The organism is Micromonospora maris AB-18-032 (assembly GCF_000204155.1).
In the GTDB taxonomy this organism is placed as follows: domain Bacteria; phylum Actinomycetota; class Actinomycetes; order Mycobacteriales; family Micromonosporaceae; genus Micromonospora; species Micromonospora gifhornensis.
Genome location: NC_015434.1, coordinates 1492721 through 1518311 on the forward strand (window position 1 = coordinate 1492721; position 25591 = coordinate 1518311).

Annotated in this window: 22 protein-coding genes and 1 pseudogene; 14 read left to right on the plus strand and 9 right to left on the minus strand. The window is 71.7% G+C overall.

Going from position 1 to position 25591, the window contains the following annotated elements:
- The first annotated feature begins 33 nt into the window (after nucleotides 1-33).
- Complete coding sequence (locus VAB18032_RS06885) at nucleotides 34-501, plus strand: GNAT family N-acetyltransferase (protein WP_043723278.1); 468 nt, start codon at nucleotides 34-36, stop codon at nucleotides 499-501.
- Nucleotides 502-653: 152 nt separating this feature from the next.
- Here VAB18032_RS06885 and rpmB read toward each other — a convergent pair whose 3' ends face one another.
- A complete protein-coding gene (rpmB, locus tag VAB18032_RS06890; protein WP_007075181.1) occupies nucleotides 654-845 on the minus strand; it encodes a 50S ribosomal protein L28 in 192 nt (63 codons plus the stop codon).
- 236 nt (nucleotides 846-1081) lie between these two features.
- Between rpmB and VAB18032_RS06895 the strand changes: the two are divergent.
- Together VAB18032_RS06895 and recG are read left to right on the plus strand one after the other, a co-directional pair.
- Nucleotides 1082-2693, plus strand: a pseudogene (locus VAB18032_RS06895) (DAK2 domain-containing protein).
- Nucleotides 2690-4894, plus strand: coding sequence for an ATP-dependent DNA helicase RecG (recG, locus tag VAB18032_RS06900; protein WP_013732071.1), 2205 nt, complete (start codon nucleotides 2690-2692; stop codon nucleotides 4892-4894). Before VAB18032_RS06895 ends, recG begins: the two are co-directional and overlap by 4 nt.
- Before the next feature lie 216 nt (nucleotides 4895-5110).
- On the opposite strand, the gene VAB18032_RS06905 is transcribed toward recG, so the two are convergent.
- Nucleotides 5111-6643: a hypothetical protein gene (locus VAB18032_RS06905; RefSeq protein WP_013732072.1), complete on the minus strand. Its 1533-nt coding sequence runs from the start codon at nucleotides 6641-6643 to the stop codon at nucleotides 5111-5113.
- Between the two features lie 391 nt (nucleotides 6644-7034).
- Between VAB18032_RS06905 and rsmD the strand changes: the two genes are divergently transcribed.
- The 8 genes from rsmD to mutM all read left to right on the plus strand — a co-directional run bounded on the left by rsmD (nucleotide 7035) and on the right by mutM (nucleotide 12614).
- A complete protein-coding gene (gene rsmD, locus VAB18032_RS06910; RefSeq protein WP_013732073.1) occupies nucleotides 7035-7598 on the plus strand; it encodes a 16S rRNA (guanine(966)-N(2))-methyltransferase RsmD in 564 nt (187 codons plus the stop codon).
- Nucleotides 7595-8083 carry a pantetheine-phosphate adenylyltransferase gene (gene coaD, locus VAB18032_RS06915; protein ID WP_043719906.1) on the plus strand — a complete coding sequence of 163 codons (489 nt, stop codon included), beginning with the start codon at nucleotides 7595-7597 and terminating at the stop codon, nucleotides 8081-8083. The genes rsmD and coaD overlap by 4 nt, the downstream gene beginning before the upstream one ends.
- A gap of 254 nt (nucleotides 8084-8337) precedes the next feature.
- Nucleotides 8338-8835: an SPFH domain-containing protein gene (locus VAB18032_RS06920; RefSeq protein ID WP_043723302.1), complete on the plus strand. Its 498-nt coding sequence runs from the start codon at nucleotides 8338-8340 to the stop codon at nucleotides 8833-8835.
- Nucleotides 8836-9078: 243 nt separating this feature from the next.
- On the plus strand, nucleotides 9079-9642 hold the full coding sequence (locus VAB18032_RS06925) for a YceD family protein (RefSeq protein ID WP_043719909.1): 564 nt from the start codon (nucleotides 9079-9081) through the stop codon (nucleotides 9640-9642).
- 5 nt (nucleotides 9643-9647) lie between these two features.
- Complete coding sequence (gene rpmF, locus VAB18032_RS06930) at nucleotides 9648-9821, plus strand: 50S ribosomal protein L32 (RefSeq protein WP_013732077.1); 174 nt, start codon at nucleotides 9648-9650, stop codon at nucleotides 9819-9821.
- A gap of 129 nt (nucleotides 9822-9950) precedes the next feature.
- Nucleotides 9951-10904: a fatty acid synthesis plsX protein gene (locus VAB18032_RS06935; protein WP_043723305.1), complete on the plus strand. Its 954-nt coding sequence runs from the start codon at nucleotides 9951-9953 to the stop codon at nucleotides 10902-10904.
- Nucleotides 10901-11764 (plus strand): ribonuclease III, encoded by an 864-nt coding sequence (gene rnc / locus VAB18032_RS06940; protein WP_013732079.1) that lies wholly within the window; start codon nucleotides 10901-10903, stop codon nucleotides 11762-11764. The genes VAB18032_RS06935 and rnc overlap by 4 nt, the downstream gene beginning before the upstream one ends.
- Nucleotides 11757-12614 carry a bifunctional DNA-formamidopyrimidine glycosylase/DNA-(apurinic or apyrimidinic site) lyase gene (gene mutM, locus VAB18032_RS06945; RefSeq protein WP_013732080.1) on the plus strand — a complete coding sequence of 286 codons (858 nt, stop codon included), beginning with the start codon at nucleotides 11757-11759 and terminating at the stop codon, nucleotides 12612-12614. The genes rnc and mutM overlap by 8 nt, the downstream gene beginning before the upstream one ends.
- Before the next feature lie 6 nt (nucleotides 12615-12620).
- Here mutM and VAB18032_RS06950 read toward each other — a convergent pair whose 3' ends face one another.
- Nucleotides 12621-13523, minus strand: a complete 903-nt coding sequence (locus VAB18032_RS06950) for an endo alpha-1,4 polygalactosaminidase (RefSeq protein WP_232510698.1) — start codon at nucleotides 13521-13523, stop codon at nucleotides 12621-12623.
- A gap of 89 nt (nucleotides 13524-13612) precedes the next feature.
- The gene (locus VAB18032_RS06955; RefSeq protein WP_013732082.1) at nucleotides 13613-15070 is read right to left on the minus strand and encodes a CAP domain-containing protein; all 1458 of its coding nucleotides are present in this window, start codon (nucleotides 15068-15070) and stop codon (nucleotides 13613-13615) included.
- A gap of 371 nt (nucleotides 15071-15441) precedes the next feature.
- Here VAB18032_RS06955 and VAB18032_RS06960 point away from each other — a divergent pair, with 371 nt between their 5' ends.
- From VAB18032_RS06960 to VAB18032_RS06970, 3 genes are all read left to right on the plus strand, one after another.
- Nucleotides 15442-15636, plus strand: a complete 195-nt coding sequence (locus VAB18032_RS06960) for a hypothetical protein (protein ID WP_013732083.1) — start codon at nucleotides 15442-15444, stop codon at nucleotides 15634-15636.
- A gap of 287 nt (nucleotides 15637-15923) precedes the next feature.
- The gene (gene smc / locus VAB18032_RS06965; protein WP_013732084.1) at nucleotides 15924-19538 is read left to right on the plus strand and encodes a chromosome segregation protein SMC; all 3615 of its coding nucleotides are present in this window, start codon (nucleotides 15924-15926) and stop codon (nucleotides 19536-19538) included.
- Entirely contained in the window at nucleotides 19538-20158 is a 621-nt protein-coding gene (locus VAB18032_RS06970; RefSeq protein ID WP_013732085.1) for an HAD family hydrolase, read from the plus strand. The genes smc and VAB18032_RS06970 overlap by 1 nt, the downstream gene beginning before the upstream one ends.
- A 10-nt stretch (nucleotides 20159-20168) precedes the next feature.
- Here the strand turns inward: VAB18032_RS06970 and VAB18032_RS06975 are convergent, their stop codons facing one another.
- The 5 genes from VAB18032_RS06975 to VAB18032_RS06995 form a co-directional block, all read right to left on the minus strand.
- Entirely contained in the window at nucleotides 20169-20696 is a 528-nt protein-coding gene (locus VAB18032_RS06975; protein ID WP_013732086.1) for a DinB family protein, read from the minus strand.
- A gap of 107 nt (nucleotides 20697-20803) precedes the next feature.
- The gene (locus VAB18032_RS06980; protein ID WP_013732087.1) at nucleotides 20804-21292 is read right to left on the minus strand and encodes a universal stress protein; all 489 of its coding nucleotides are present in this window, start codon (nucleotides 21290-21292) and stop codon (nucleotides 20804-20806) included.
- Nucleotides 21293-21298: 6 nt separating this feature from the next.
- Nucleotides 21299-22915 carry an MDR family MFS transporter gene (locus VAB18032_RS06985; protein ID WP_043719916.1) on the minus strand — a complete coding sequence of 539 codons (1617 nt, stop codon included), beginning with the start codon at nucleotides 22913-22915 and terminating at the stop codon, nucleotides 21299-21301.
- Nucleotides 22916-23188: 273 nt separating this feature from the next.
- Nucleotides 23189-23629, minus strand: coding sequence for a MarR family winged helix-turn-helix transcriptional regulator (locus VAB18032_RS06990; RefSeq protein WP_013732089.1), 441 nt, complete (start codon nucleotides 23627-23629; stop codon nucleotides 23189-23191).
- Nucleotides 23630-23775: 146 nt separating this feature from the next.
- Nucleotides 23776-25479, minus strand: coding sequence for an alkaline phosphatase D family protein (locus VAB18032_RS06995; protein ID WP_013732090.1), 1704 nt, complete (start codon nucleotides 25477-25479; stop codon nucleotides 23776-23778).
- Nucleotides 25480-25591: the final 112 nt, after the last annotated feature.

Below are 25591 nucleotides of genomic sequence, written 5' to 3' on the forward strand. Positions count from 1 at the left end.
GGTGACGGGTCGCTGCGGTCGTACGCTTCACTGGTGCACGAAATCGAGATCCACGTGGTGCCGTTCGACTCTCCGGTGGCACAGCGGCTGATCACCTCCGCGCTTGCCGACCTCGGCGCCCGGTACGGCGGTGACGGCGACGAGACGCCTGTCGACGCGCGTGAGTTCACCCCGCCGCACGGCACCTTCCTCGTCGCCCACCTCGACGGGCAGCCGGTCGGCTGCGGTGGCTGGCGCAGCCACGGCACCGACGGCGAGACCGCCGAGTTGAAGCGGATGTACACCGCACCGCAGGCCCGTGGCCGCGGCGTGGCCCGCACGGTGCTCGCGGCCGTCGAACGCTCCGCCCGCGAGCAGGGCCGCAAGCGGCTCATCCTGGAGTGCGGCGACCGGCAGCCCGAGGCGATCGCGATGTACACCTCGGCCGGCTACGAGCGCATCCCCAACTTCGGCTACTACGCCGACGAGCCCGGCTGCCTCTCCTTCGGCCGCACCCTCTGAGGTGAAAGGAAGGGCACCTTCTTAACGCCTGCGGTAGAGGAAGGGCCCCTTGTTAACAGCCGCTCCGGCGGGCGGCGGCGGACATGCGGACACGACGATGCCGGCGGGCCACCGAGGGCCCGCCGGCATCACAGATCGTGGGTGTTACCGCGTCAGGCGCGGGTGACCTTGCCCGCCTTGATGCAGGACGTGCAGACCTTGAGCTTCTTGGTCGTGCCGCCACCGGCCGGGGTACGCACCGACTGGATGTTCGGGTTCCAGCGGCGGTTGGTCCGCCGGTGCGAGTGGGACACGTTGTGGCCGAAGCCCGGTCCCTTGCCACAGACGTCGCACACGCTAGCCACGGGATACTCCTGGGATTGAAACGTTCATGAGGTCGCCGCCAGGCGCAGCCCGGGCAACCTGGCCAGGTTACCCGATGGTGGAAGGCCCCGCCCAACCGGGCTCGGCATCAGCGGTCACGCCCCGCCGCGGAGGTCACCGCCACCGGGCAGGGGCGAGAAAACGGACGATGCCCGGCGCCTGCCGGACACGCCCGGCCTTGCAGCGACTGTCAGCGTACGCCAGTAGGCTTCCCAGCGTGCTGGACACCCTCGATGCCGCCGCCGTGCGCCGCTGGTGCGCCAGCGGGCTGGCCGCGTTGCAGCGGCACCAGGGGGAGATCGACGAGCTCAACGTCTATCCGGTGCCCGACGGCGACACCGGCACCAACCTGGTGCTGACCCTCACCTCGGCGCAGCAGGCGCTGGCGATGGACCTCGACACCGTCGCCGACGGCGCCGCCACCCCGCACGGGCACGCGCTGCGGTTGATGGCCCGGGGTGCCTTGCTCGGCGCCCGGGGCAACTCCGGCGTCATCCTGTCGCAGATCCTGCGCGGCTTCGCCGACGCGCTGGCCACCACCCCGACGGTCGGGGGCCCGGAGCTGGCCGCCGCGCTGCGTGCCGCGACCGGCGCGGCCTACGCGGCGGTGGCCCGCCCGGTGGAGGGCACCGTGCTGACCGTGGTCTCCGCCGCCGCCGGCGCGGCCGAGCAGGCCGACAGCGAGCAGTTGCCGGTCGTCGCTCGCCAGGCGGCCGGAGCCGCGGCGCAGGCGCTGGCCCGTACGCCCGAGCAGTTGCCGGCGCTGGCCCGCGCCGGCGTGGTCGACGCCGGTGGGCGAGGGCTGTGCCTGCTGCTGGACGCCCTGGTCGAGGTGATCACCGGGGGAGAGTCCGGAGCGACCCGCGCCGGCGCCCACCGCCGCCCGCAACGCGCCGCCGCCGGCCACCGCCGCCCGGGAGACCGGTTCCCCGGAGTACGCCTACGAGGTGCAGTTCCTGCTCGACGCCGAGCCCGAGGCGGTCAGCCGGATGCGCGACACGCTTGACGCCCTCGGTGACTCCCTGGTGGTGGTCGGCGACGAGGACACCTGGCAGGTGCACGTGCACGTCAACGACGTCGGGGCGGCGATCGAGGCGGGCGTGGTGGCCGGCCGCCCGTACCAGATCTCGGTGACCCGCTTCGCCGACCAGCGCCCGCCCGCCCCCGCACCGGTGTCCGACGGCCGGGCCGCCGTGGTGGTCGCCGCCGGTGCCGGGATCGCCGAGCTGCTCGCCGGGGAGGGCGCGGTCGTGGTGCCCGGCAACCCCTCCACGGGGGAACTGCTGGAGGCGGTGCTCGGCACCGGGGCGGCCCAGGTGGTGGTGCTGCCCAACGACCCGGACGCACAGGCGGTGGCGAACCAGGTCGCCGAGGAGGCGCACCGGGCGGGCGTCAAGGTCAGCGTGGTGCCCACCCGGTCACCGGTGCAGGCGTTGGCCGCCCTCGCCGTACGCGATCCACGCCGCCACTTCGAGGACGACGTGATCGCGATGGCCGAGGCCGCCGGGGCCTGCCGGTACGCCGAGGTCTGTCACGCCGGGCGGGACGCGCTCACGGTCGCCGGCCCCTGCCGCACCGGCGACGTGCTCGCCCTGGTCGAGGGGGAGGTGCACCTGATCGGCACCGACCTGATCGACACCTGCGTCGCCCTGGTCGACGGGATGCTGGGTGGCGGCGGTGAAATGGTCACCCTGCTCGTCGGCGCGGACGCGCCGGACGGGCTGACCGACGCGGTGTGCACGCACATCACGCGACGCTGGCCGTTCGTCGAGGTGCAGACGTATCCGGGTGGGCAGCCACGCTATCCGTTGCTGGTGGGTGTCGAATGACCGCAGAGGCGTCGACCCTGGACACGCCGCTGAAAAAGCTGGTCGGCGAGAAGACCGCCAAGGCCCTCGCCGGCCACCTCGACCTGCACACCGCCGGTGACCTGATGTACCACTTCCCGCGCCGCTACGACGAGCGGGGCGAGCACACCGACATCCGGGCGCTCGACGTCGGCGAGCAGGTCACCGTGCTGGCTCAGGTGCAGCGCACCGCCGTACGCCCGATGCGGCAGCGCCGGGGCAACCTGCTGGAGGTCACCGTCGGTGACGGCTCGGGTGGCACCCTCACCCTCACCTTCTTCGGCAACCAGGCGTGGCGCGAGCGGGAACTGCGGCCCGGCCGGTGGGGACTGTTCGCCGGCAAGGTCACCGACTTCCGGGGCAAACGGCAGCTCAACGGGCCGGAGTACGTCCTGCTCGGCGACCGGACCGACGGCGAGGCGGCGGCCACCGAACAGATCGAGGAGTTCGCCGGGGCACTCATCCCGGTCTACCCGGCTGCCGCTGCCGTACCGACCTGGGTGATCGCCCGCTGCGTCCGGGTGGTGCTGGACACCGTGGCACCGCCGGAGGACCCGCTGCCCGCGGACGTACGGGCCAGCCGGAACCTGGTCGGGCTGGGTGGCGCGCTGCGGGAGATCCACCGGCCGTCCAGCCGCGAGGAGCTGTACCGGGCCCGTCGACGGTTGAAGTGGGACGAGGCGTTCGCCGTGCAGCTGACCCTGGTCCGGCGTAAGCACCAGGCCGCCGCCTCACCCGCGAGGGCCCGGCCGGCTCGCGCGGGTGGCCTGCTCGACGCCTTCGACGCCCGGCTGCCGTACGAGCTGACCGGTGGTCAGCGCGACGTGGGGGCGGAGATCGCCGCCGACCTGGCCCGCCGCCATCCGATGCACCGGCTGTTGCAGGGCGAGGTCGGCTCCGGCAAGACCGTGGTGGCGCTGCGCGCCATGCTCCAGGTGGTCGACGCGGGCGGGCAGGCCGCGCTGCTCGCCCCGACCGAGGTGCTCGCCGCCCAGCACTACCGAGGCATGCTCGACCTGCTCGGCCCGCTCGCCCAGGCCGGTGAGCTGGGCGCCGCCGAGCACGCCACCCGGGTCGAGCTGGTCACCGGCTCACTCGGCGCGGCAGCCCGACGGCGGGCGCTGGCCGAGGTCGCCAGCGGTGCCGCCGGCATCGTGCTGGGCACCCACGCCCTGCTGTACGAGGGAGTCGACTTCGCCGACCTCGGTCTGGTGGTGGTCGACGAGCAGCACCGGTTCGGGGTGGAGCAGCGCGACGCGTTGCGGGCCAAGGCGGAACAGCCCCCGCACGTGCTGGTCATGACCGCCACGCCGATCCCCCGGACGGTCGCCATGACGGTCTACGGCGACCTGGAGATCTCCACCCTCTCGCAGCTGCCCCGGGGCCGGTCACCGATCGCCTCGCACGTGGTGCCGGCCGCCGAGAAACCGGCCTTCCTGGACCGGGCCTGGCGTCGGTTGCGCGAGGAGGTCGCCAACGGCCATCAGGCGTACGTGGTCTGCCCGCGCATCGGTGACTCCACCACCGGCGCCGAGGAGGAACCACCGGCGGTGGACGACACCGGTCGACGCCCACCTCTGGCGGTGACCGAGGTCGCGCCGTTGCTGGCCGACGGGCCCCTGCACGGGCTGCGCATCGGCGTGCTGCACGGCCGGCTGCCCGCCGACGAGAAGGACGCGGTGATGCGCTCCTTCGCCAACGGTGAGCTGGACGTCCTGGTGGCCACCACGGTGGTCGAGGTCGGTGTGGACGTACCCAACGCGACAATGATGGTGGTGCTGGACGCCGACCGGTTCGGCGTCTCCCAGCTGCACCAACTGCGCGGACGGGTGGGCCGGGGCAGCGCCCCCGGGCTCTGCCTGCTGGTCACCGAGGCGACCGAGGGCACCAGCGCCCGGGAGCGGCTGGACGCGGTCGCCTCCACCACAGACGGCTTCAAGCTCGCCGAACTGGATCTGGAGCAGCGGCGTGAAGGCGACGTGCTGGGTGCCGCCCAGTCCGGCCGGCGCTCCCACCTGCGGCTGCTGTCGTTGCTGCGGGACGCCGACCTGATCCGCGACGCGCGGGCGGAGGCGATCACGCTGGTCGAGGAGGACCCGGACCTGACCCGCCAGCCGGCGCTGGCCGCCTCGGTCGCGGCCCTGGTCGACGCCGACCGCGCCGAATACCTCGAAAAGGGCTGACCCCACCTCGCGCTTCGTCACCGCCGCGTTCACCATGATCGCGCTCGATTCGGGATCGAGTGGCTTTGGCGTCGCTCGGAGGGGACTCAATCCCGGATCGAGCGACTGCCGCCACGGGGCGGGAACGCCGAAGGCGCATCGACGGGTGGTCGACGCGCCTTCGGGTCAGGTGTTGCGGGGTGTCCTCAGTGCGGCGAGGGCACCCTCAGGGGCGGCTCAGGCGGTGAAGTGGATCCGCCGCCGCCGGGCCATGACGAACAGCACCGCGCCCACCGCCAGCAGGACGATGGCGCCTGCGGCGATGCCACCGGCCGCGACACCGGTCACCGGCAGGCCGGGCGGCTCCTCGCCGCCTCCGCCTCCGCCGCAGCCCTCGGGGGCGTAGACGACCTCGAGCTCCAGGTCCAGCTCCGGCAGGGCGACAAGCGCCGCCTCGTCGTCGCCGGCCGGGAAGGTGACGGACTCCGACGAGCCCGGCTTGACCGTACGGCTCTCGGTCTTGTCGCCGTAGGTGAAGTCCACCTTGACCGGTTGGGCACCTTCCGGGTTCGACGCGGTCAGCGCGAAGGTCTCGCAGGTGGCGTCGGCGGTGATCGTCGGCAGCGGGCAGTCCTCCGGGCGCTCCCACTCGTAGCTGCCGTTGTCGATCACCTCGCCGTCGACCAGCACCTCGATCGCGCCGGCGTGCTCGGCGGGCACCACGGTCTCGTTGTTCGCCTTGCCCGGCTCGACGGTGACCTTCTCAGAGAAGCCGTTCTCGCCCCGGACCTCGAACTCGACCGGGTACTTGGAGATCGAGCCGTCGTTGCTCAGCGACACGGTGACGGTGCCGTCGCAGGCGGAGGCGAAGGTGGCCGCCGGGGTGGTGCAGTTCTTCTTGCCGCCGTTGTACCAGCCCTGCGGGCCGGTCGAGCGGTTGCCGGGCGCACCCCGGTCGCCGAGCTTCTTGGAGCCGTAGCGGGGGCCGTTCTCCACAAGCGGGTCGATGACCTCGTCGACCCCGCCCCAGATCAGGTCGACCTGGGTGTGGCAGTCCGGGACGTCGACCTTCAGCTCGATCTCGGTCTGGGTGCCGCCGAGGAAGTCGCTGTCCGGCGTGCCGTAGACGTACTGCGGGGTGGCGAACTGCGGGCGCGGCGCAAAGTACGACACCAGGGTGAAGTACTGCTTCTCCTCGCCGCACAGCGGCAGGTCACCCGCCAGCTTGACGGTCGCGGTGCCCTTCGGGCCGTCGAAGGTGTGGCTGTACTTGGCGTCGCTGGCGTCGACGCACTTCGGTGCCGGCGCACACGTGCCGTCCGCGCCGAGCTCGATGGTCTTGTGGTCCTTCGACGTCGGAGGCTTCTTGCGCTGCGAGTCGCCCTTCTGGAACCAGGCGGCCTCCACAGTCAGCGTGGCGCGCTGGGTGTCGCCGGGAACCCGCTGGACCCCCTGGACCTGGCCGGCCTTCGGAATCGGGGTGCCCTTGAGCTCGGCGGTGGCATCGGTGCCCTCAGCCACGAGCAGGACCGGGGTCGCCGGATCGGCCGTGACACCCGTGATGGTGGCGGTCTTGCCGCGCTCGCTGTTGACCACCGTCCACGTGATCACCCGCTCGCCGGTGAGCCGGTCACAGTCGACGGTGCCGGTGATCGTGGTGTGGTGGGCGCTGGCCGGAGTGGCCGCCACCACCGCTGCGCCGGTCGAGCCGATGACGGCGGCTGCCAGGACAGCCAGCGGTCGCCGTAGCGACAGCTTGGGTCGGAACACGCGTACTCCCGGGGTGAAGAAGCGTCAGGGGCGGCGCGGGAGGAACGGACGGCGTCGGCGGAGCTGTGCCGCGCCGGAGAGGGTGCCTCCCGTGCGGTGATCCGGCATCGATGAGCCGGTTATCGGGCAGACCCTAGCGAGATCGTCGATATCGAGACAGCCCTCAGCGAGCACTAAGGATGATGTGATGAACATGAAATAGTTGCTCTACGTAGAGTGATGCGCCTGAGGCGGCCTGCATCGGATGGGATCGATCTGGGCGACTTCAGGCGGTGTGGTTCGTTGCGGGTGTCACCCGGAGGTCGCGTAGCGTCGGCGCCATGAGCAGAAGCAGGCTCGACGGTGTGCGCGGGTGTGGGGTCGGCCCCCACGGCGTGGTCGGGAGGGGGCGATGACCCGGATCGTGGCGGGCAGCCTCGGTGGTCGGCGCATCGCCGTACCGCCGGGTTCCGGCACCCGACCCACCGCCGATCGCGTACGCGAAGCGCTTTTCAGTTCCGTGCAGGCGGAGCTCGACCTGGTCGGGGCACGCTTCGCCGACCTGTACGCGGGCTCGGGCGCGGTCGGCCTCGAAGCGCTGTCCCGTGGGGCCGGGCACGTGCTGCTCGTCGAATCCGACGCCCGGGCGGCCCGGGTGATCCGGGAGAACATGGCCATCCTGCGGGCGGCACCCGCCGCACGGCTGGTCACCGGGAAGGTCAGCACCGTGCTGGCGGCCGGCCCGGACGGCGAGCCGTACGACGTCGTCTTCGCCGACCCGCCGTACTCGCTGTCGGACGACGGGGTGCGTGCCATGCTCACCGCCTTGGTCGACGGTGACTGGTTGGCCCAGGACGCCATGGTGGTGGTGGAACGATCCACCCGCAGCGGGCCGGTCGACTGGGTGGAAGGGATCACTGGCCAGCGCAGTCGTCGTTACGGCGAGACCACGCTTTGGTACGGTCGCCGATCATGAGACGTGCGGTGTGCCCCGGCTCGTTCGATCCGGTCACCAACGGTCACCTCGACATCGTCGGCCGGGCCAGCCGGCTGTTCGACGAGGTGATCGTCGGCGTACTGATCAACCAGTCGAAGACCGGACTGTTCACCGTCGAGGAGCGGATAGCCATGCTCCGCGAGGTGACCGCCTCCTATGACAACGTCCGGGTGGAGTCCTTCCGCGGGCTGCTGGTGGACTTCTGCCGAGCCCAGCAGGCAAGTGTGCTGATCAAGGGCATCCGAGCGGTCAGCGACTTCGACTACGAGTTGCAGATGGCGCAGATGAACATCGGCCTGGCCGGCGTCGAAACCCTCTTCATGCCCACCAACCCCCTCTACTCCTTCCTCTCCTCCAGCCTCGTCAAGGACGTGGCCAAATGGGGCGGCGACGTAACCCCCCACGTCCCCGACATAGTCCGCGAAGCCCTCAAAACCCGCCTGACCCCCCCACCCCCGGCCTAACCCCTTCCTTCCTTCCTCTCTCCCTCACCCTCCTCTTCCCGTCGATCTTGCACTTGTGGTCGGGGATATGCCCCGTGTGCGGCTTTTGTGGGGACGAGAAGTGCAAGATCGCGGGGGGCAAGGGGTGGGCGACGCGCCGGGGGGAGGGGTGGCGGTTGGGTGGGGTGGGGGACGACATCATTGGGTGAGGCGGGAGACTGGCTTCAGCCCGCATGATGTAGGTCGGTCTGACCAACGACAGGAGTGAGGTGCCGGTGGACCCGCTCGACCGCATCGAGGAACTGATTGCCATGGTGGAGCAGGCGCGCTCCGTCCCGATGTCGCGCAACAACTGCATGGTCGATCGGGGCGAGATGATCGGTGCTCTCGACGAGTTGCGCGCCGAACTGCCGGCAGACCTACGCCGGGCCGCGGCACTCCTCGAGGAGCGCGACAAGATCATGGAGGCCGGCAAGCGGGAGGCCGACCGGATCATCAGTGAGGGTGAGGCGGAGCACGCCCGCCTGGTCTCGGTGAACGAGATCACCGTCTCCGCCGAGCACGAGGGCGCCCGGATCATCGCCGAGGCCCGCGCCGAGGCGCAGCGCCTCCGCGAGGAGGTCGACGACTACGTCGACACCGCGCTGGCCAACTTCGAGCAGTTCCTCACCAGGGCACTGGCCTCCATCGAGCGCGGGCGGGACAAGATGCACGCGCTGCGGGAGATCGGCACCTTCGGTGGCGAGGAGACGGAGCGGCCGCTACCGTTCTGAGCGGCGCGACCGCATCGGTGCCGCGATCCTCCAGCCACCGACCAGAGCCGGCGACCGTCCGGAAACCGGCGACCGTCCGGGAAACCGGCAGTCGACCGGAGCCCGACGGCCGTCCGGAAACCGGCGGCCGGCCCGCCACCCGCATCCGCCCCGCCGCCAGCGGTGGGGCCGCCCCCGGTTCGACGTTCGAGTGCCCGTCCAGGTAACCTCGTTTGTCGGCCTCTCACCGGCCGGAGTCTGACTATGCCCAAACACTCGCCTTCTCCACTCGACCCCAGGTCGCCGCTGGTCCTCGACACGAGGGAGCTGCCGCGCCGACCTGGTGCGTTGCGTACCGTCGAACGGGTGGTTCAGGCACCGTCGGACCTCGGCGTGGAGTTGATCGGCGTGCCGGAGGGCGCGGACCTCGACCTCGATCTGCGGATGGAGTCGGTGTCCGAGGGCGTGCTCGTGTCGGGGACCGTCAGCGGTCCGATCCGGGGCGAGTGCGGTCGCTGCCTACGCGAGATCGACGACTCGGTGACGGTGACGATCCAGGAGCTGTACGCGTACGAGAACAGCACCACGGACGCCACCACCGAAGAGGACGAAGTCGGTCGATTGCAGGGTGACCTGATCGACCTGGAACCGGCGCTGCGGGATGCGGTGGTGCTCGCACTGCCGACCAACCCGCTCTGCCGCCAGGACTGCCCGGGACTGTGCTCCGAGTGTGGGGTGCACTGGGACGATCTGCCGGCGGACCACAGCCACCAGCAGGTCGACCCGCGTTGGGCGGGCCTGTCGCAACTGACCCGTACAGAGGAGTAAGAACCGTGGCCGTCCCCAAGCGCAAGATGTCGCGCAGCAACACCCGGTCCCGCCGGGCGAACTGGAAGGCCGCGGCGGTCGCGACCGTGGCCTGCCCGCAGTGCAAGTCCCCCAAGCTGCCGCACGCCGCCTGCTCCGTCTGCGGCACCTACAACGGCCGCCAGGTCCTCGAGGTCTGACCCGGACGCCGCGTGACGTCTCCGACCACAGGTCGGGCGACGCGCATACCCCGGCGATCGCCTGCTGCTCCCGCCGACGCCGGCCGGCTCTCCCCGGCCGGCGTCGTCACGGAGCCGGGAACCGCACGGATCGCCGTTGACCTCCTCGGCGGGGACGACGCTCCCGACGTGGTGGTGGACGGCGCTCTACGGGCGGTGCGCGCCGACCCTGATCTGCACCTCCTGCTCGTCGGCCCGACCAGGGCCGCCGGTGCGCTTGTCGACGCCCTCGACCCGGCCCAACGTGCCCGGTTGACGCTGCGACCTGCGCGCACCGCCGTCGAAACGGCCGACGATCTCACTGCGGCCCGCGCCGAGAACACGGTCCGGGCGGCCGTCGCCGCGATCCGCGCCGGCCAGGCCGACGCGCTGGTCTCCGCCGGGTCCACCGGCGCCACCGTGACCGCTGCCGCCCTCGGCCTCGGCCGCTGGCCGCAGATCCGACGGCCGGCCCTGGCCGCCACCCTGCCCGGCGTCTCCGGACCGGTCGTCCTGCTCGACGTCGGCGGCTCCATGGAGCCGAGTCCGGCGACCCTGGCACGGCACGCCGTGCTCGGCGCCGCGTACGCCGCCATCGCCCACGGTCTCGACGCCCCCCGGGTGGGGCTGCTCTCCGTGGGCACCGAACCGGGCAAGGGTGACCGGCCCCGACGCCTCGCCGACCCGATGTTGCGCGCTACGGAACTGCCCGGTGACGCTCGGTACGTGGGCCTGGTCGAGGGGTACGACGTCTGCCTCGGCACGCGCGCCGATGTGGTGGTCACCGACGGGTTCACCGGTAACGTGCTGCTCAAGGCGATCGAGGGCGCGTACGCCATGGCGGGCGGACCACCGCCCGACGGGGGCGCGCCGCGGGCAGCCGCGCTGCTCGGGGTGGCGGGCACCGTGGTGGTCTGTCACGGCGCCGCTCGCCCGGCCGACATCGCTTCCGGCATCGCGCTGGCTGCTCACCTCTGGCGGCGAGCTGCCACCGACCGGGTCGCCGCGCTGCTTGCCACCGACCGCACCGATCGCACGACCGACACTGAGGTACGCACATCATGAGCATCGACAAGCGACGGCGGCCCTCCATCGGCCACCTCGAGGCAGCCTTCGGCGTGTCAATGGACCCGGAGTTGCTGGAGCGGGCCCTGACCCACCGCTCGTACGCGTACGAGAACGGCGGCCTGCCGACCAACGAGCGGCTGGAGTTCCTCGGCGACTCGGTGCTCGGCGTGGTGATCACCACCGCGCTCTTCCACAACCACCCGGACCTGCCCGAGGGGCAACTGGCCAAGCTGCGGGCCAGCGTGGTCAACATGCGCGCGCTGGCCGACGTGGCGCGCGGGCTGGGCCCGGACGGGCTCGGCCCCTACCTGCTGCTGGGCAAGGGTGAGGAAACCACCGGCGGTCGGGACAAGGCGAGTATCCTCGCCGACACCCTGGAGGCGCTGCTCGGCGCGATCTACCTGCAGTACGGGCTGGACACCGCCGCCGAGGTCATCCACCGGCTGTTCGACCCGTTGATGGCCGAGTCGGCCGGTCGGGGTGCCGCCCTGGACTGGAAGACCAGCCTCCAGGAGTTGACCGCGGCGCTGGGTCTCGGTGTGCCGGAGTACCGGATCGAGGGTGCCGGACCGGACCATCTGAAGACCTTCACCGCCTGGGTGGTGGTCGCCGGCAACCGGTACGGCGGTGCCGACGGGCGCAGCAAGAAGGAGGCCGAGCAGCGGGCTGCGGAGTCGGCCTGGCGGACCCTGAACGCGCAGGCCGAAGCCGATGCCGAAGCCGACCGGGCCGAGCCGGCGACGGTCGACGAGCCGTCCGTCGCCGCGGTGACCGTCGAGCCGGCGGAGGTCGCGGCCGACGACGGGCGGGCTGTCGTGGACGTCGGTCAGCCGCAGGTGCAGGCACCCCGTGCCTGAGCTGCCCGAGGTGGAGACCGTCCGGCAGGGGCTGGCGCGTTGGGTCACCGGCCGACGGATCGAGTCCGTCGAGGTACGCCACCCGCGTGCGGTGCGTCGACACGTGGCCGGTGGCGCCCACTTCGCCGACGTGCTGGCCGGTCGGACCGTGCTCGACGTGTGCCGGCGCGGCAAATATCTCTGGTTGCCGCTGGACAGCGGTGACGCGGTGATCGGGCATCTCGGGATGTCCGGGCAGCTGTTGCTGCAACCGGCCACCGCCCCGGAGGAGCCGCACCTGCGGGTCCGCTTCCGGTTCACCGACGACGGTCCCGAACTGCGCTTCGTCGACCAGCGTACGTTCGGTGGGCTCTCGGTCAGCGAGGGCGGCGCGACGCTGCCCGCGGAGATCGCCCACATCGCCCGGGATCCGCTGGATCCGCAGTTCTCCGACGCGGACTTCGTCACCGCGATGCGCCGCCGCCGTACCGAGGTCAAGCGTGCGCTGCTCGACCAGACGTTGATCTCCGGGGTGGGCAACATCTACGCCGACGAGGCGCTGTGGCGGGCCGGACTGCACGGCACCCGACCGACCGACGCGTTGACCGGCCCGGCCGTACGGCGGTTGCTCGGCCACGTACGCGACGTGCTGACCGAGGCGATCACGGCGGGCGGCACCAGCTTCGACGCGCTGTACGTCAACGTCAACGGGCAGAGCGGTTACTTCGACCGGTCGCTGAACGTCTACGGCCGCGAGGGGCAGCCCTGTCGGCGCTGCGGCGCGCCGATCCGTCGGGAGGCCTTCATGAACCGGTCGTCGTACAGTTGCCCGCGCTGCCAGCCCCGTCCCCGCGCCACGCTGCGCGGCTGACGGCGATCACGGTACGGGGCAGGGCAGCCGCCAGGCGTCCAGGTTGCGGTGCTTGCGGATGGAGGCGAGCCCGTAGCCGACGCTTGTGACACAGAAGTCGGTGAGCCCGCCGGTGTACTCGACGTGGAACACCGGCTTGCCGGCGTCGACGAACGGCAGCAGCTTGTCGCACCGTTTGAGCCGTACGCACTCCTCGTCGACCGCGAAGTCGAAGTCCGGCGCCAGCGCGGCGACCTGCCCGAGGTTGCCCCGCAGCCCGGGAGACAGATCCAGCGAACGGGCCAACGCCGCGACCCGACGGTTGAACTGCAACTGGTCGTCGAAATCCAGCCGGAAGCCGGGGGAGTGGGTGTAGCCATCGGCGTCGGCGAGCAGCACCGCGCCGAAGCCCTTGCCCCGGCAGAGCCGGAACCGGTCGGCCAGCACCGGCCGCAGGGCGTCCCATCGGCGTACGTCCAGCCAGGTACGGCCGGAGGGGGTGGCTGTCGCGCCGCGGACCTGCGGCGGGAACCGGGTCGCGTCCGGATCGTCCGGATGCACCGTGCCGACGTGCACCTGGCAGACCAGGCGACGGTGACGGGCCCGCAGGTCGGCGGTCTGCGCCGCGGTGGTGCTGACCGGATCGAGGACGAACACGTCCGCCTCGACCGTCACGTCGAGCACGCCGTCGAGTTGCCACTGCCAACGCCACAGCCGGGCCGAGGCGGACGGCCAACTCGTCGGTGCGCCGGGCGGGGTGAGATCCGGCCGGCAGGCGGCCAGTGACACGAGCACGGTGCAGGCCAGGCCGGCGCGCATCGCCCGTCGTACCTGTGCCCCGCCCAGCCCGATCCGCATCGCCAGCTCCGCAGGTTGCGCCGGCGGCGGGACGCCGCCCGAGCCGGTACGCCGTCGGCGTACCTCACCCACTCAAACGAGCGCAGACCCGACAAGGATTCGCGGCTGGACGTGGCGCGGCACCGGAACGCGACGAGTTCCGGGTGCCGCGCCCGCCGCACTCAGCGTGGCGCGGCGAAGACCTGCGTCCAGTACGGTCCGTTGCTGCTCGCCACGCCGACGCCGATCTCGGTGAAGGCGCAGTTCAGGATGTTCGCCCGGTGACCGGGGCTGTTCATCCAGGCATCCATCACGGCGGCGGGCGACTGCTGGTTCCAGGCAACGTTCTCGCCGTACGTGCGCCAGGCGTACCCGACCCGGTCGATCCGCTCTCCCGGGTCGCTGCCGTCGCTGCCGGTGTGCGACATGTTCCGGTTGTCGGCCTGGTCCTGGCTGTGCCGCTGGGCCGCGGTCGTCAGCTTCTCGTCGACGGTCAGCGCGCCGCAGCCGGCCTTCGCCCGTTCCGCGTTGACCAGGTCGACCACCTGGGCGGCCTGCGAGGCACCGGCCGGGTTGGACGGCGAGGCGGTGACCGTGGCACCGCGACTCGGGCTGCCTCGACGCTCGGCGCTCTGCCGGGAGGGTGCGGTGCTGCTGCGCGCGGGGGTTGGCTTCGGCTTCACCGCTTGACTGGGCGACGGCGAGGGCGTGGCGGCGCTGGGCGAGACGCTCGGGCTCGGGCTGGGGCTCGGGGAGTCGAGCGGGTCGAGGACGTCGACCGACTCGTCGGTCTCCAGCAGCGCGGGTCCGGTGGCCACCGGACGCTCACCGGCGGTGGTGCTGGTCGGCGCATCGTTGCCGGGCAGCGCGAGGGCCGCGACGCCGATGCTCACCGCGAGGGTGGCCGCCGCCGCGGCACCGCCCAGCACCAGGGGACGCGACAGGCGACGACGGGACGGCCGGGCGTCGGTCCCGGACGCGTCGGCCACCGCCTCGGTCCGGGCGGTGGGATCCTCCGGTACGCCGTAGGACCCCTCCCCGTGCCACTGGCCCTCGTCACCCCGCCCGTAGTGCTGCTGACCGGCGTAGGGCAGTTGCGCGCCGTAAGGCTGATCACCGTAGGGCTGGGCGCCGTAGGGGGCCTGGCCGGTGTAGGGCGGCCGGGTGTCGGCGTACCCCTGGTTGTCGTACCCCTGGTTGTCGTGGTGCGGGTCGGGGGCGGCGTGCCGCGCGGGCTGCTGCCCGTCGTGCTGGTCGGACCAGCGGCTGACCTGCGTGGTCGGCTCGTCGGCGCGCCAACCGCCGTCGTGCCGGCCGTGGCTCGGCGCGCCGTGGTGGCCCTCGGTCGACCAGGCGGTGTCCCGATGGTGCTGGCCGGCACCGTCCTGGCCGGCACCGTCCTGGTCGGCCCAGCGGGGGTGGGCCGGTGCCGGATAGCCCGCCTCGGCGGGTCGGTGTGGGCGGTGCCACTGCTCGGTGGGCTGGTCGTGGTACCACCGGTCGGACGAACTCTCCGGTTCGTCACCGAACAGGTACGACGAGCGCGGTGCCGGGCGGTCGGTCAGCCAGGCCGGGTCGTCGGTCGGTGGCGCTGGCCGCCGGGTGGCATCCGGGTCGAGCGGGTCGTTCCAGCCGTGCACGCCTGTCGCCTCCACGGGTCGGTTAGGGGCCGGGGTGACGCTACGTGGTCGGTCTGAGCAGCAGCAATGTGGCTAAGGAAGAGTTAAGAGGACCCTGTACATCCGGGTGAGGTATTCCGGCGATTCGGTGCGTAGAGTTGGGGTGTCCGGACAGAGTGTGTCCGCGCCGTGTGGCAGCCTCCCGCGACGGGTCGGGTAGACGTCGAAATGATCTACGGCCTGCGTGAACTTGACGAAACAGGGGCTGTCGGCTCAATATAGAGATGTCGCCAGTCGCGCCCGGCCGTGCCCAGAATTCGTGGGAATGGTAGTCGCGTATACAAGGGCGCGCGTTGGCCGGCCTCTCCGGCAGCGCAATTCAAGGAGTCAACATGGCGAAGGCCCTCTTCGGCCACGTAGGTGCAGCGCCCGACCGGCGCCTGCTCGACGAGGTCACCCGACTGCGTGCCAGGGTTCAGTCACTGGAGTTCGAGATCACGCGGCTGCGTGCCGAGAACGATCGGCTCGCGGCGGCTGCGGCAGAGGCGGATGATCTGCTCCGTCTTGCCGAGCCCGCGCTGACCTGATCCACCTGGCCGCCACAACCGAATAGCACCACCGCACAAAAAGCGCGCCGACACCAAGTGCCGGCGCGCAATTCTGTGCACCATTGATCGACTTTGTGGCCTGATGATCGACTGGGCCCTCCGACGCCGAAGCCAAACCGTCCGACACCTGTGAAAAGGAACGCTCGCGGCGTGCCGGCGGGTGGGTCGCGTCGCGCAGCCCACCTGGTGCCGGGTTACTCTGCGGGTTTACCAGGGTCCGCGCAGCCGGGCGACGGTACGGCGGCCACCGGACGAGGATCGAGAAGGTGCATCTCAAGAGCCTGACGGTGAAGGGCTTCAAGTCCTTCGCCTCCGCGACGACGCTGAAGCTGGAGCCGGGGATCACCTGCGTGGTGGGCCCGAACGGCTCCGGCAAGTCCAACGTCGTCGACGCCATCGCCTGGGTGCTCGGCGAGCAGGGCGCGAAGGCGCTGCGCGGCGGCAAGATGGAGGACGTCATCTTCGCCGGCACCGCCGGTCGTGCCCCGCTCGGTCGTGCCGAGGTGACCCTGACCATCGACAACACCGACGGCGCCCTGCCGATCGAGTACACCGAGGTCTCCATCACCCGCCGGATGTTCCGCTCCGGCGAGAGCGAGTACGAGATCAACGGCGACACCTGCCGCCTGCTCGACATCCAGGAACTGCTCTCCGACTCCGGCATCGGCCGGGAGATGCACATCATCGTCGGGCAGGGCCGGCTCGACGGCATGCTGCACGCCAAGCCGGAGGATCGGCGCGCGTTCATCGAGGAGGCGGCCGGCGTCCTCAAGCATCGCAAGCGCAAGGAAAAGGCGCTGCGCAAGCTCGACGCGATGCAGACCAACCTGAACCGGCTCACCGACCTCACCGCCGAGCTGCGGCGTCAACTCAAGCCGCTCGGCCGACAGGCCGAGGTGGCCCGCCGCGCCGCGGTGATCCAGGCCAGCCTGCGTGACGCCCGCCTGCGGCTGCTCGCCGACGATCTCGCCACCCTGCGGACCACCCTGGACCGGGAGATCGCCGACGAGACCGCGCTGCGACAGCGGCGCGAGGAGGTGGAGGCCGAGCACACCGAGGTGCAGGCCCGCCTCGGTGAGCTGGAGGAGGCGCTGGCCGCCGACGCGCCGCTGCTGGCCGCTGCCCAGGACACCTGGTACAAGCTCTCCGCGTTGCAGGAGCGGTTCCGCTCGATCGAGCAGCTCGCGATGGAACGGCTGCGACACCTCAGCGCCACCCCGGACGACGAGCGACCGGGCCGCGACCCGGACCAGTTGGAGGCCGAGGCCGAACGGGTCCGGGAGCAGGAGGAGGAGCTGCGGGCGGCGCTCACCGACGACCAGATCCGCCTCGCCGAGGCGGTGGAGCACCGGCAGGAACTGGAACGGCAGCTTGCGGCGGCGGAACGCGAACTGGTCGCTGCGGCGAAGGCGATCGCGGACCGGCGCGAAGGGCTGGCCCGGCTGACCGGTCAGGTGAACTCGGCCCGCGCCCGGACCACCAGCGCCGGTGAGGAGATCGAGCGGCTCGCCGCCGCGCACGCCGACGCGATGGCCCGGGCCGAGCGGGCCCAGGCCGACCTGGACGCCGTCGCCGAGCAGTCCACCGAGGCCGACCGCGACAACGCCGACCTGGATGCCCGGCACGCCGAGGCGGTCAGCGTCCAGGAGCAGGCGCAGGCGACGGTCCGTTCGCTCTCCGACGCCGAGCGGGCGGCGGAGAAGGACGCCGCCACCTGGAAGGCCCGCGAGGAAGCGCTCGCCCTCGGCCTGCGCCGCAAGGACGGCGCCGGAGCGTTGCTGGCCCGCGCCGACCAGGTGCCGGGGCTGCTGGGCAGCCTCGCCGGCCTGCTCACCGTCGCCCCCGGCCACGAGGCGGCGCTCGCCGCCGCGCTCGGCGGGCTCGCCGACGCGGTCGCGGTCAGCGGGGTGGACGAGGCGGTCGAGGCGATGCGGCTGCTCAAGATCTCCGACGCCGGGCGGGCCGGCCTGCTGGTGGGCAGCCCGGCCGGGCCGGGCATGTCCGGCTCCGCCGACGCGCTGCGTCCCAAGCTGCCCGACCGCGCGCACTGGGCACCCGACCTGGTCGAGTGCGACGCGCGGATCCGACCGGCGGTGCACCGGGCGCTGCGGGACGTGGTACTTGTCGACGACCTCGCTGCCGCAGCGGAGGTGGTCGCCGGCAACCCCGAGCTGCGGGCGGTCACCCGGGAAGGGGACGTCGTCGGGGCGTACGCGGCGGCCGGTGGATCGGCGAAGGCACCCAGCTACATCGAGGTGCAGGCGGCCGTCGAGGAGGCCCGGGCCAACCGGCTCGCCGCCGAGCGCACCAGCGCGGAGCTGCGCGAACAACTGGTCGAGGCGCGGGCCGCGGTGGCCGAGGCGAAGGAGCGGGTGCAGCATGCCGCCGCAGCGAAGCGGGAGGCGGAGAGCCACCGCAACGCCGCCGCCCGCCGGCTCGCCGAGTTGGGTGCCGCCGCCCGGTCCGCCAAGGCGGAGACCGACCGGCTGGGCGAGTCGCGGGCCCGCGCCGAGGCGGCCCGGGAACGGGACCTGACCGCCCTGGCCGAGTTGGCGGAGCGGCTGCGCCTGGCGGAGGCGACCCCGATCGACGCGGAACCCTCCACCGAGGAACGTGACCAGCTCGCCGCGATGGTGCCGCAGGCCCGGCAGAACGAGATGGAGGTCCGGCTCGCGGTGCGTACCGCCGAGGAGCGGGTGTCCTCCATCGCCGGGCGGGCCGACTCGCTGCGCCGGCAGGCCGCCGCCGAACGGGCCGCGCGGGAGCGGGCCGCGGCCCGGCGGGCGGCGCGGGTGCGGGGCGCGGGCATCGCCCGGGCCGTGGCCGGTGGAGCTCGGGAGGCGCTGACCCGGCTGGCCACCAGCATCGCCCAGGCGGAGGAGCAGCGTGACGCGGTGGCCCGGGCACGGGCCACCCGCGAGGCGGAACTTCAGGAGGTGCGGGCCGCCGCGAAACGATTCGGCGCGGAACTGGAGCGGCTGACCAGCCAGGTGCACCGCGACGAGGTGGCCCGGGCCGAGCAGCGGCTGCGCATCGAGCAGTTGGAGGCCAAGGCTGCCGAGGACTTCGGGTTGACCGTGGAGACGCTGATCGCCGAGTACGGCCCGAACCAGCCGGTGCCGCCCACCGAGGCCGAGGTGGCCGCCGCGGAACGCGACGGCCTGCCGGTGCCCGAACCGGTCCGCTACGAGCGCCCGGTGCAGGAGAAGCGGGCCGCCAAGGCCGAACGCGAACTGGCCCTGCTCGGCAAGGTCAACCCGCTGGCGTTGGAGGAGTTCGCCGCGCTGGAGGAGCGTTACAAGTTCCTCTCCGAGCAGTTGGAGGACCTCAAGGCGACCCGGCGGGACCTGCTCACCGTGGTCAAGGACGTCGACGAGCGGATCCTGGAGGTCTTCGCCAGCGCCTTCGCCGACACCGCCCGGGAGTTCGAGCAGGTCTTCACCGTGCTGTTCCCCGGTGGGGAGGGGCGGCTGGTGCTCACCGACCCGGACGACCTGCTGACCACCGGCGTCGAGGTCGAGGCCCGCCCGCCCGGCAAGAAGATCAAGCGGCTGTCGCTGCTCTCCGGTGGCGAGCGGTCGCTGACCGCGGTGGCGATGCTGGTGGCCATCTTTCGCGCCCGGCCCAGCCCGTTCTACATCATGGACGAGGTCGAGGCGGCGCTCGACGACGTGAACCTGGGTCGGCTGATCACCCTGCTCGCGCAGTTGCGGGAGAAGAGTCAGCTCATCGTCATCACCCACCAGAAACGGACCATGGAGATCGCCGACGCCCTGTACGGCGTGACCATGCGGGGCGGGGTGACCCAGGTGATCAGTCAACGGCTCAACCGGGCCGACACGGACGACGAGCGGCGAAGCCGCGGCGAGGAGAACGGTTAGTGGCTCGGGAACGCGCGACAGCGCTGTTGGTGGACTTCGACGGCGTACTGCGGCGTTGGGACCCGGCGGTCGCCGCCGGGGTGGAGCGGGAGTACGGCCTCTCCGCCGGCGTGCTCGGGGAGATCGCCACGTCCTGGGGGCTGCTCCAGCCGGTGCTCACCGGCCGGGTCAGCCACACCGACTGGATGTCGAGCGTGGCCGACGCGCTGACCCCGTCGGTGGGCGACCCGGACCGGGCCCGCGCGGCCGTGGAGCAGTGGCAGCGCTACCGCGGTGAGGTCGACCCGCAGGTGTTGGCGTTCATCCGCGAGGTGCGGGCCGCCGGCATCCGGGTCGGGTTGGGCACCAACGCCACCGACCAGCTCGACGCCGACCTGACCGCGCTCGACCTCACCGACGAACTCGACGTGGTGGTCAACTCCTCGGCCATCGGCATCCACAAGCCGGCCAAGGAGTACTTCCAGGCAGCCTGCGTGGCCCTGGAGACCCCGCCGGACCGGGTGCTCTTCGTCGACGACGAGGACCGGGCGATCAGCGGGGCCCGGGTGGCCGGGTTGTCGGCGTACCGCTGGAACGGGCCGGAGGACCTGCGCTACCTGCGGGCCGCGCTGGCCTGCTGACGGCGGCCGGTCACTCGCCGGTCACCCCGTCGATCGCCTCGCGGATCAGGTCGGCGTGCCCGTTGTGCCGGGCGTACTCCTCGATCATGTGCAGGTAGATCCAGCGCAGGCTGATCTCCTCGGTGCCGGTGCGGCGCTTGACTGTGCAGACCTCGTCCAGGTCGTGGCCGGCGGTGGCCGCGTCGGCGGCCGTGACCTCGGCGCGGAAGGCAGCGAGGTCGGCCTCGGGGTCGGCGCTGTCCACGGTGTTGAATTCGGCGTCCGGGTCGGCGTCGAAGTCGTACAGCTCGGGCAGGCTTTCACCGGCGAAACACTGCCGGAACCACCACCGTTCGACGACTGTCATGTGCCGCACCAGACCGAGCAGGGTGAGCGTCGACGACGACACGCTCGCGGTCCGTAGCTGCTCGCCGGTCAGCCCGGCGCACTTGAGCAGCAATGTGTCCCGGTGGTAGTTGAGCCAGCCCTCCAGCATGGTGCGCTCGTCGGCACGGTAGGGCTCGTTGCGGCGGTCGATCGCCGGTGCGGTCCACGTCATGCCGGTCATCGTGCGGCCCGGGTACGACAAGTGCGAGCGAGTTTGTGGTTGCGGCGTTAAGAAGGGGCCCCGGTACAACGCCAGGCGTTAACAGGGGGCCCTTCCTTTCACGGTACGACGACGACGGGCCAGCGGCCGGTGCGGACCAGGCGGGTGGCGACCGAGCCGACCAGGCGATGCCCGGCCTGCTCGGACGAGCCCACCACGACCAGGTCCGCCCGGGTCTCGTCGGCCGCGGCGCACAGCTCGGCGTACGCGTCACCCCGTCGGCAGAGGAAGGTCACCGGCACGTCCAGCTCCTCGGCGCTGCGGCGGCACTCCTGGCGCAGATCCTCGGCCAGCTCGTCGTGGGTCTGCTGCACCGCCTCCGCCACCACCCCGGACATCATGGCGGCGAAGCCGGCCGGCGAGCTGACGAACACCACCACCAGCCGGGCACCCTGTCGACGAGCCAGACCGGCGGCGTACGACGCGGCGCGCAGCGAGGTCCGGGTGCCGTCCACACCGACCAGCACCACCCGCGGCCCGTCGGTGCCCCGCTCATAGGGCACCGCGCGGGCCTGCGGGCCGTACTGCTGACGATCCATGGTGTCCATGTCGGGTCAGTCCCGTACGCCGGTGCGGATCACGGCCGTCGCGCCACCGGTGGCCACCGTCGACTCCTGCTCCACCTCGTCGGTGAGCGGGCCACCGGTGTGCCGCAGCAGCGGCACCTCCTTGATGAACAGCACAGCGATCAGAGCGATCAGCCCGAACGGTGCGGCGGCCAGGAAGATGTCTCCGGCCCCGTGCCCGTACGCGGACTCCACCACGGCCCGGATCGGTGCGGGCAACGCATGTACGTCGGGCAACGTGCCACCGCCGGCGCCCGAACTCGGTACGCCGAGCGCGGCCAACCCCTCGCTGAGGTAGCGGGTGACATTGTGACCGAGCAGGGCGCCCAGGGCGCTGACGCCGACCGCGCCGCCGAGGCTGCGGAAGAACGCCACCACCGAGCTGGCCGCGCCGAGTTCGTGGGGCTCGACGGTGTTCTGCACGGCGAGCACCAGGTTCTGCATGGACATGCCCACACCGACGCCGATGATCGCCATGTAGATGCTGACCTGCCAGTACGGGGTGTCTGCCCGCAGCGTGCCCATCAACGCGAAACCGACTGTGAGCAGCGCCGAGCCGGCGACCAGGTAACGCTTCCAGCGGCCGGTGTTGGTGATGATGCGGCCGACCACGGTGGAGGAGACCAGCAGGCCGAGGATCATCGGCAGGGTCATCAGGCCGGACATGGTGGGGCTGGCCCCACGGCTGATCTGGAAGTACTGGCCGAGGAAGACCGAGGCACCGAACATGCCCACACCGACGGCGATGCTGGCCACCACCGACAGGGTGATGGTGCGGTTGCGGAACAGCCGGGGCGGGATCAGCGGCTCACTGGTCCGGGTCTCCACCCGTACGGCGGCGGCACCGAGCAGCAGCGCGCCGGTCACCATCACCGCGGTCTGCCAGGAGGCCCAGTCGAACTGGTTGCCGGCGAGCGAGACCCAGATCAGCAGCAGCGACACGGCACCGGTGATCAGGGTGGCACCCCACCAGTCGATCTTCACCTTGCGGCGGACGACCGGCAGGTCGAGGGTCCGCTGGAGCACGACCAGGGCGGCCAGCGCGAAGGGCACGCCGACGTAGAAGCACCAGCGCCAGCCGAGCCAGGAGGTGTCCACGATCACGCCACCGATCAGCGGACCGCCGATGGTGCCGACGGCCATCACCGCGCCGAGGTAGCCGCTGTAGCGGCCCCGTTCCCGTGGCGCGATCATCGTCGCGATGACCACCTGAACCAGCGCGGTGAGACCACCGGCGCCGATGCCCTGGACCACCCGGCAGGCGATCAGCTGCCCGGTGGACTGCGAGAGCCCGGCCAGCACCGAGCCGAGCACGAAGATGGCGAGGGAGAGCTGGACCAGCACCTTCTTGCTGGTCAGGTCGGCGAGCTTGCCCCACAGCGGGGTGGTCGCGGTGGTGGCCAGCAGCGTCGAGGTGACCACCCAGGTGTACGCGGACTGGCTGCCGTTGAGCTCGGTGATGATCCTCGGCAGCGCGTTCGCGACGACCGTGCCGGACAGGATCGCGACGAACATGCCCAGCAGCAGACCGGAGAGGGCCTCCAGGATCTGCCGGTGACTCATCTGTACGGGCATCGCTCGGGCGGGAGCGCTCGCCTGAGTCATGGAGAAGCCTCCAAGCGGAGTGGAAATTGTTGCCGGAGGCAACCGTACGACTTGGTTGCCTGAAGCAACAACTTGCTCGGCGAGGGCTCTATTCCGCCCGTCTGGCCGGAGAGTGTCGCTGAAAGCGCCGTTACGTCGGAATTGCGGTCAAAATCCGACTCGATTATCGCTGGATCGCCGGATCGCTGGATCGCCGGATCGCCGGATCGCCGGATCGCCGGATCGGCGTCAGGTGGGATGGCGTCAGGTGGGACGGCGTCAGGTGGGACGGCGTCAGCCCCAGGCGTCGTTGAAGCGGCGGAGCAGCCGGGCCAACTCCTCGACGTCCTGCTGCGGCCAACTCTGCAGCGCCCGACGGATCTGTCCGAGTCGGGGAGCCCGAGCGGCGTCGAACCGGCGCTGGCCCTCCTCGGTGAGGCTGAGTTGCGCGGCCCGCCGATCACTCGGGTCCGGATCCCGTCTCACCAGACCGAGGGTCTCCAGGCTGTGGATCTGCCGGCTGAGCGTGCCCTTGCCGACCCCGAGCCGGGCGGCCAGGTCGGTGAGCCGGATCGCGCCGGAGCGGCGCAGCCAGAGCAGCAGCCCGTACGCGTTCGGCTCCAGATTCGGGTGTACCTCGCTGGCGATCTCCCACGAGAGGGCCCGACCGCGCCGCAACAGGGCGGTCAGTTCGTCCTCGACCTCGCGCAGGCGCTCCGGCAGATCGTCGTCCACGGCGACGAGACTACGGAGCCGGGGTGACCGTCCGCTGACTGCCCCGTACCACAGCGTTAGTCGCCCCGTACCGGTTGGTTACCCCGCCCGCAGTGTTAACAAGGGGCCCTTCTACTACGCCAGGCGTTAACAAGGTGCCCTTCCTTTCACGGGGTCAGGCGGTGGTGGGCTACCTGGCGGAGGTGGCCGTCGTTTGTGGTGCCCTCGATGACCACGTCGGCGGTCCGGCTGGCGTGGGTCAGCGTGGCCACCGCGTTGCCGAAGTACGGGCCGGCGAGCTTGCGCCAGCGGACCTGCGGCCGGGGTACGCCGGCGGTACGGGCCAGCGCCCGGGTCGCCCCGGCCGGCCCACGGGACCAGCCCAACCGCATCAGCGGACGCATCCCGGCGGGCACCTGGTTGTGGATCGGCGAGCAGGTCAGCTGATGCACCGGGGTGCGTACGGTCGGGTCGGCGAACCGGACCCGGGCCACGTACGAGTGGTGCACGTCACCGGAGAGCACGTTGATCGACGCCGGGGGCGGGTACGCCGGGCCGGCACCCTTGCGGTCGTCGGGTTCACCCGGTGTGCCGCCGCCGACGCGGGCGAACAGCGCACCCATGGCGTCGAACGAACGGCGGAACGCGCCCCAGTGCTCCAGGTCCAGCCCGCGGCGAAGGCGTTCGGAGAGGGCGGCGAGCCACGGCCGGGACGAGTCGGCAAGCTTCTCGTTCCACGCCTCGACGTGGTGGATGCCGGGCGGCAGCAGCCAGGGCAGCGAGGAACCGACGACCAGGTGGTCGTAGTCGCCGTGCACCCGGTCGACGAACCAGGACCATTCGCCCGGCGGCAACATCGCCCGGTGGCCCGGCTGCAACACCCGGCTGCACCGGGTGTCCAGCATGACCAGGCGGGTGCGACCCAGGTCGAGCGAGTAGCTCCACTGGTACTGCACCGCCTGCCACCGTTCGATGTCGTGTGCCAGGTCTGCCTCGGTGTCCACCCGCTGGCCGAATTCGCGAAGCACCTCGGTGGCGTCCCCCGCCGTGGTCACCTTCGCGAAGATCGGGTCGGCGGCGATCTCGTCGGGGGAGAGGTTGCCCAGGTGCTGGTACACCCAGTAGGACGCCAGGCCACTGGTGATCCGCTCGGCCCACCAGGGCTGCTCGCGCATGTCCGCGCGCCAGGACGCCGAGGTGTTCCAGTCGTCGATGATCTCGTGATCGTCGAAGATCATCACGCTCGGCACGGTGGAGAACAGCCAGCGGATCTCCGGGTCGCCCCAGGACTCCAGGTAGAGCTTCGTGTACTCGTCGAAGCTGACCACCTGGTCGCTTGGCGCGCCCGCCGGGCGGCGTCGCCGTCGGCGCAGCAGGCGCTTCACCGTCGGCGAGGTCTCGTCGGCGTAGACCTGGTCGCCGAGGAGCACCAGCAGGTCCGGCAGGGCCGCCGGGTCCGGGTCGGCCAGGATCCGCCGGGCGTACGCGTCGAGCGCGTCCGGGGGCAGCTTGCGGGTGGTGGCGTGCTGGGTGGTCTCCCGGCAGGAGCCGAACAGCAGCCGGACCGGCTGATCCCGGTCCTCGGCGGCGCGGGTGCGGATCACGCTGGGCGGGAAACGCCCGTCGGGCAGCGGCCAGACCTCCTGGTCGTCGACGAAGACCTGGTACGCCGTGGTGCTGTCCGGGGTGAGCCCGTCGACCACCACCAGTGCGTAGTGGTGGTCGTACGCGGTGAAGGTGTTCGTCGTGCCGGTGGCGCCGTCGGCCGTGCGGACGGTGACCACCGCCGGGGCCGTGGTCTCCACCCAGACCGTGGCCCGCGTGCCGACCACCCGGCGGAGCAGGGGGCCGATGAGCAGCTCGGCGGGCATGTGGGACCTCCAGATGAGAGTGTTTCGACCTCTACTACCCGGCCGGCCGTCGCACCACTGCTGGCTGTGGCCGAGACTACCGCCGCCCCGCGCCGGGTGCGGGGCAGCGGTG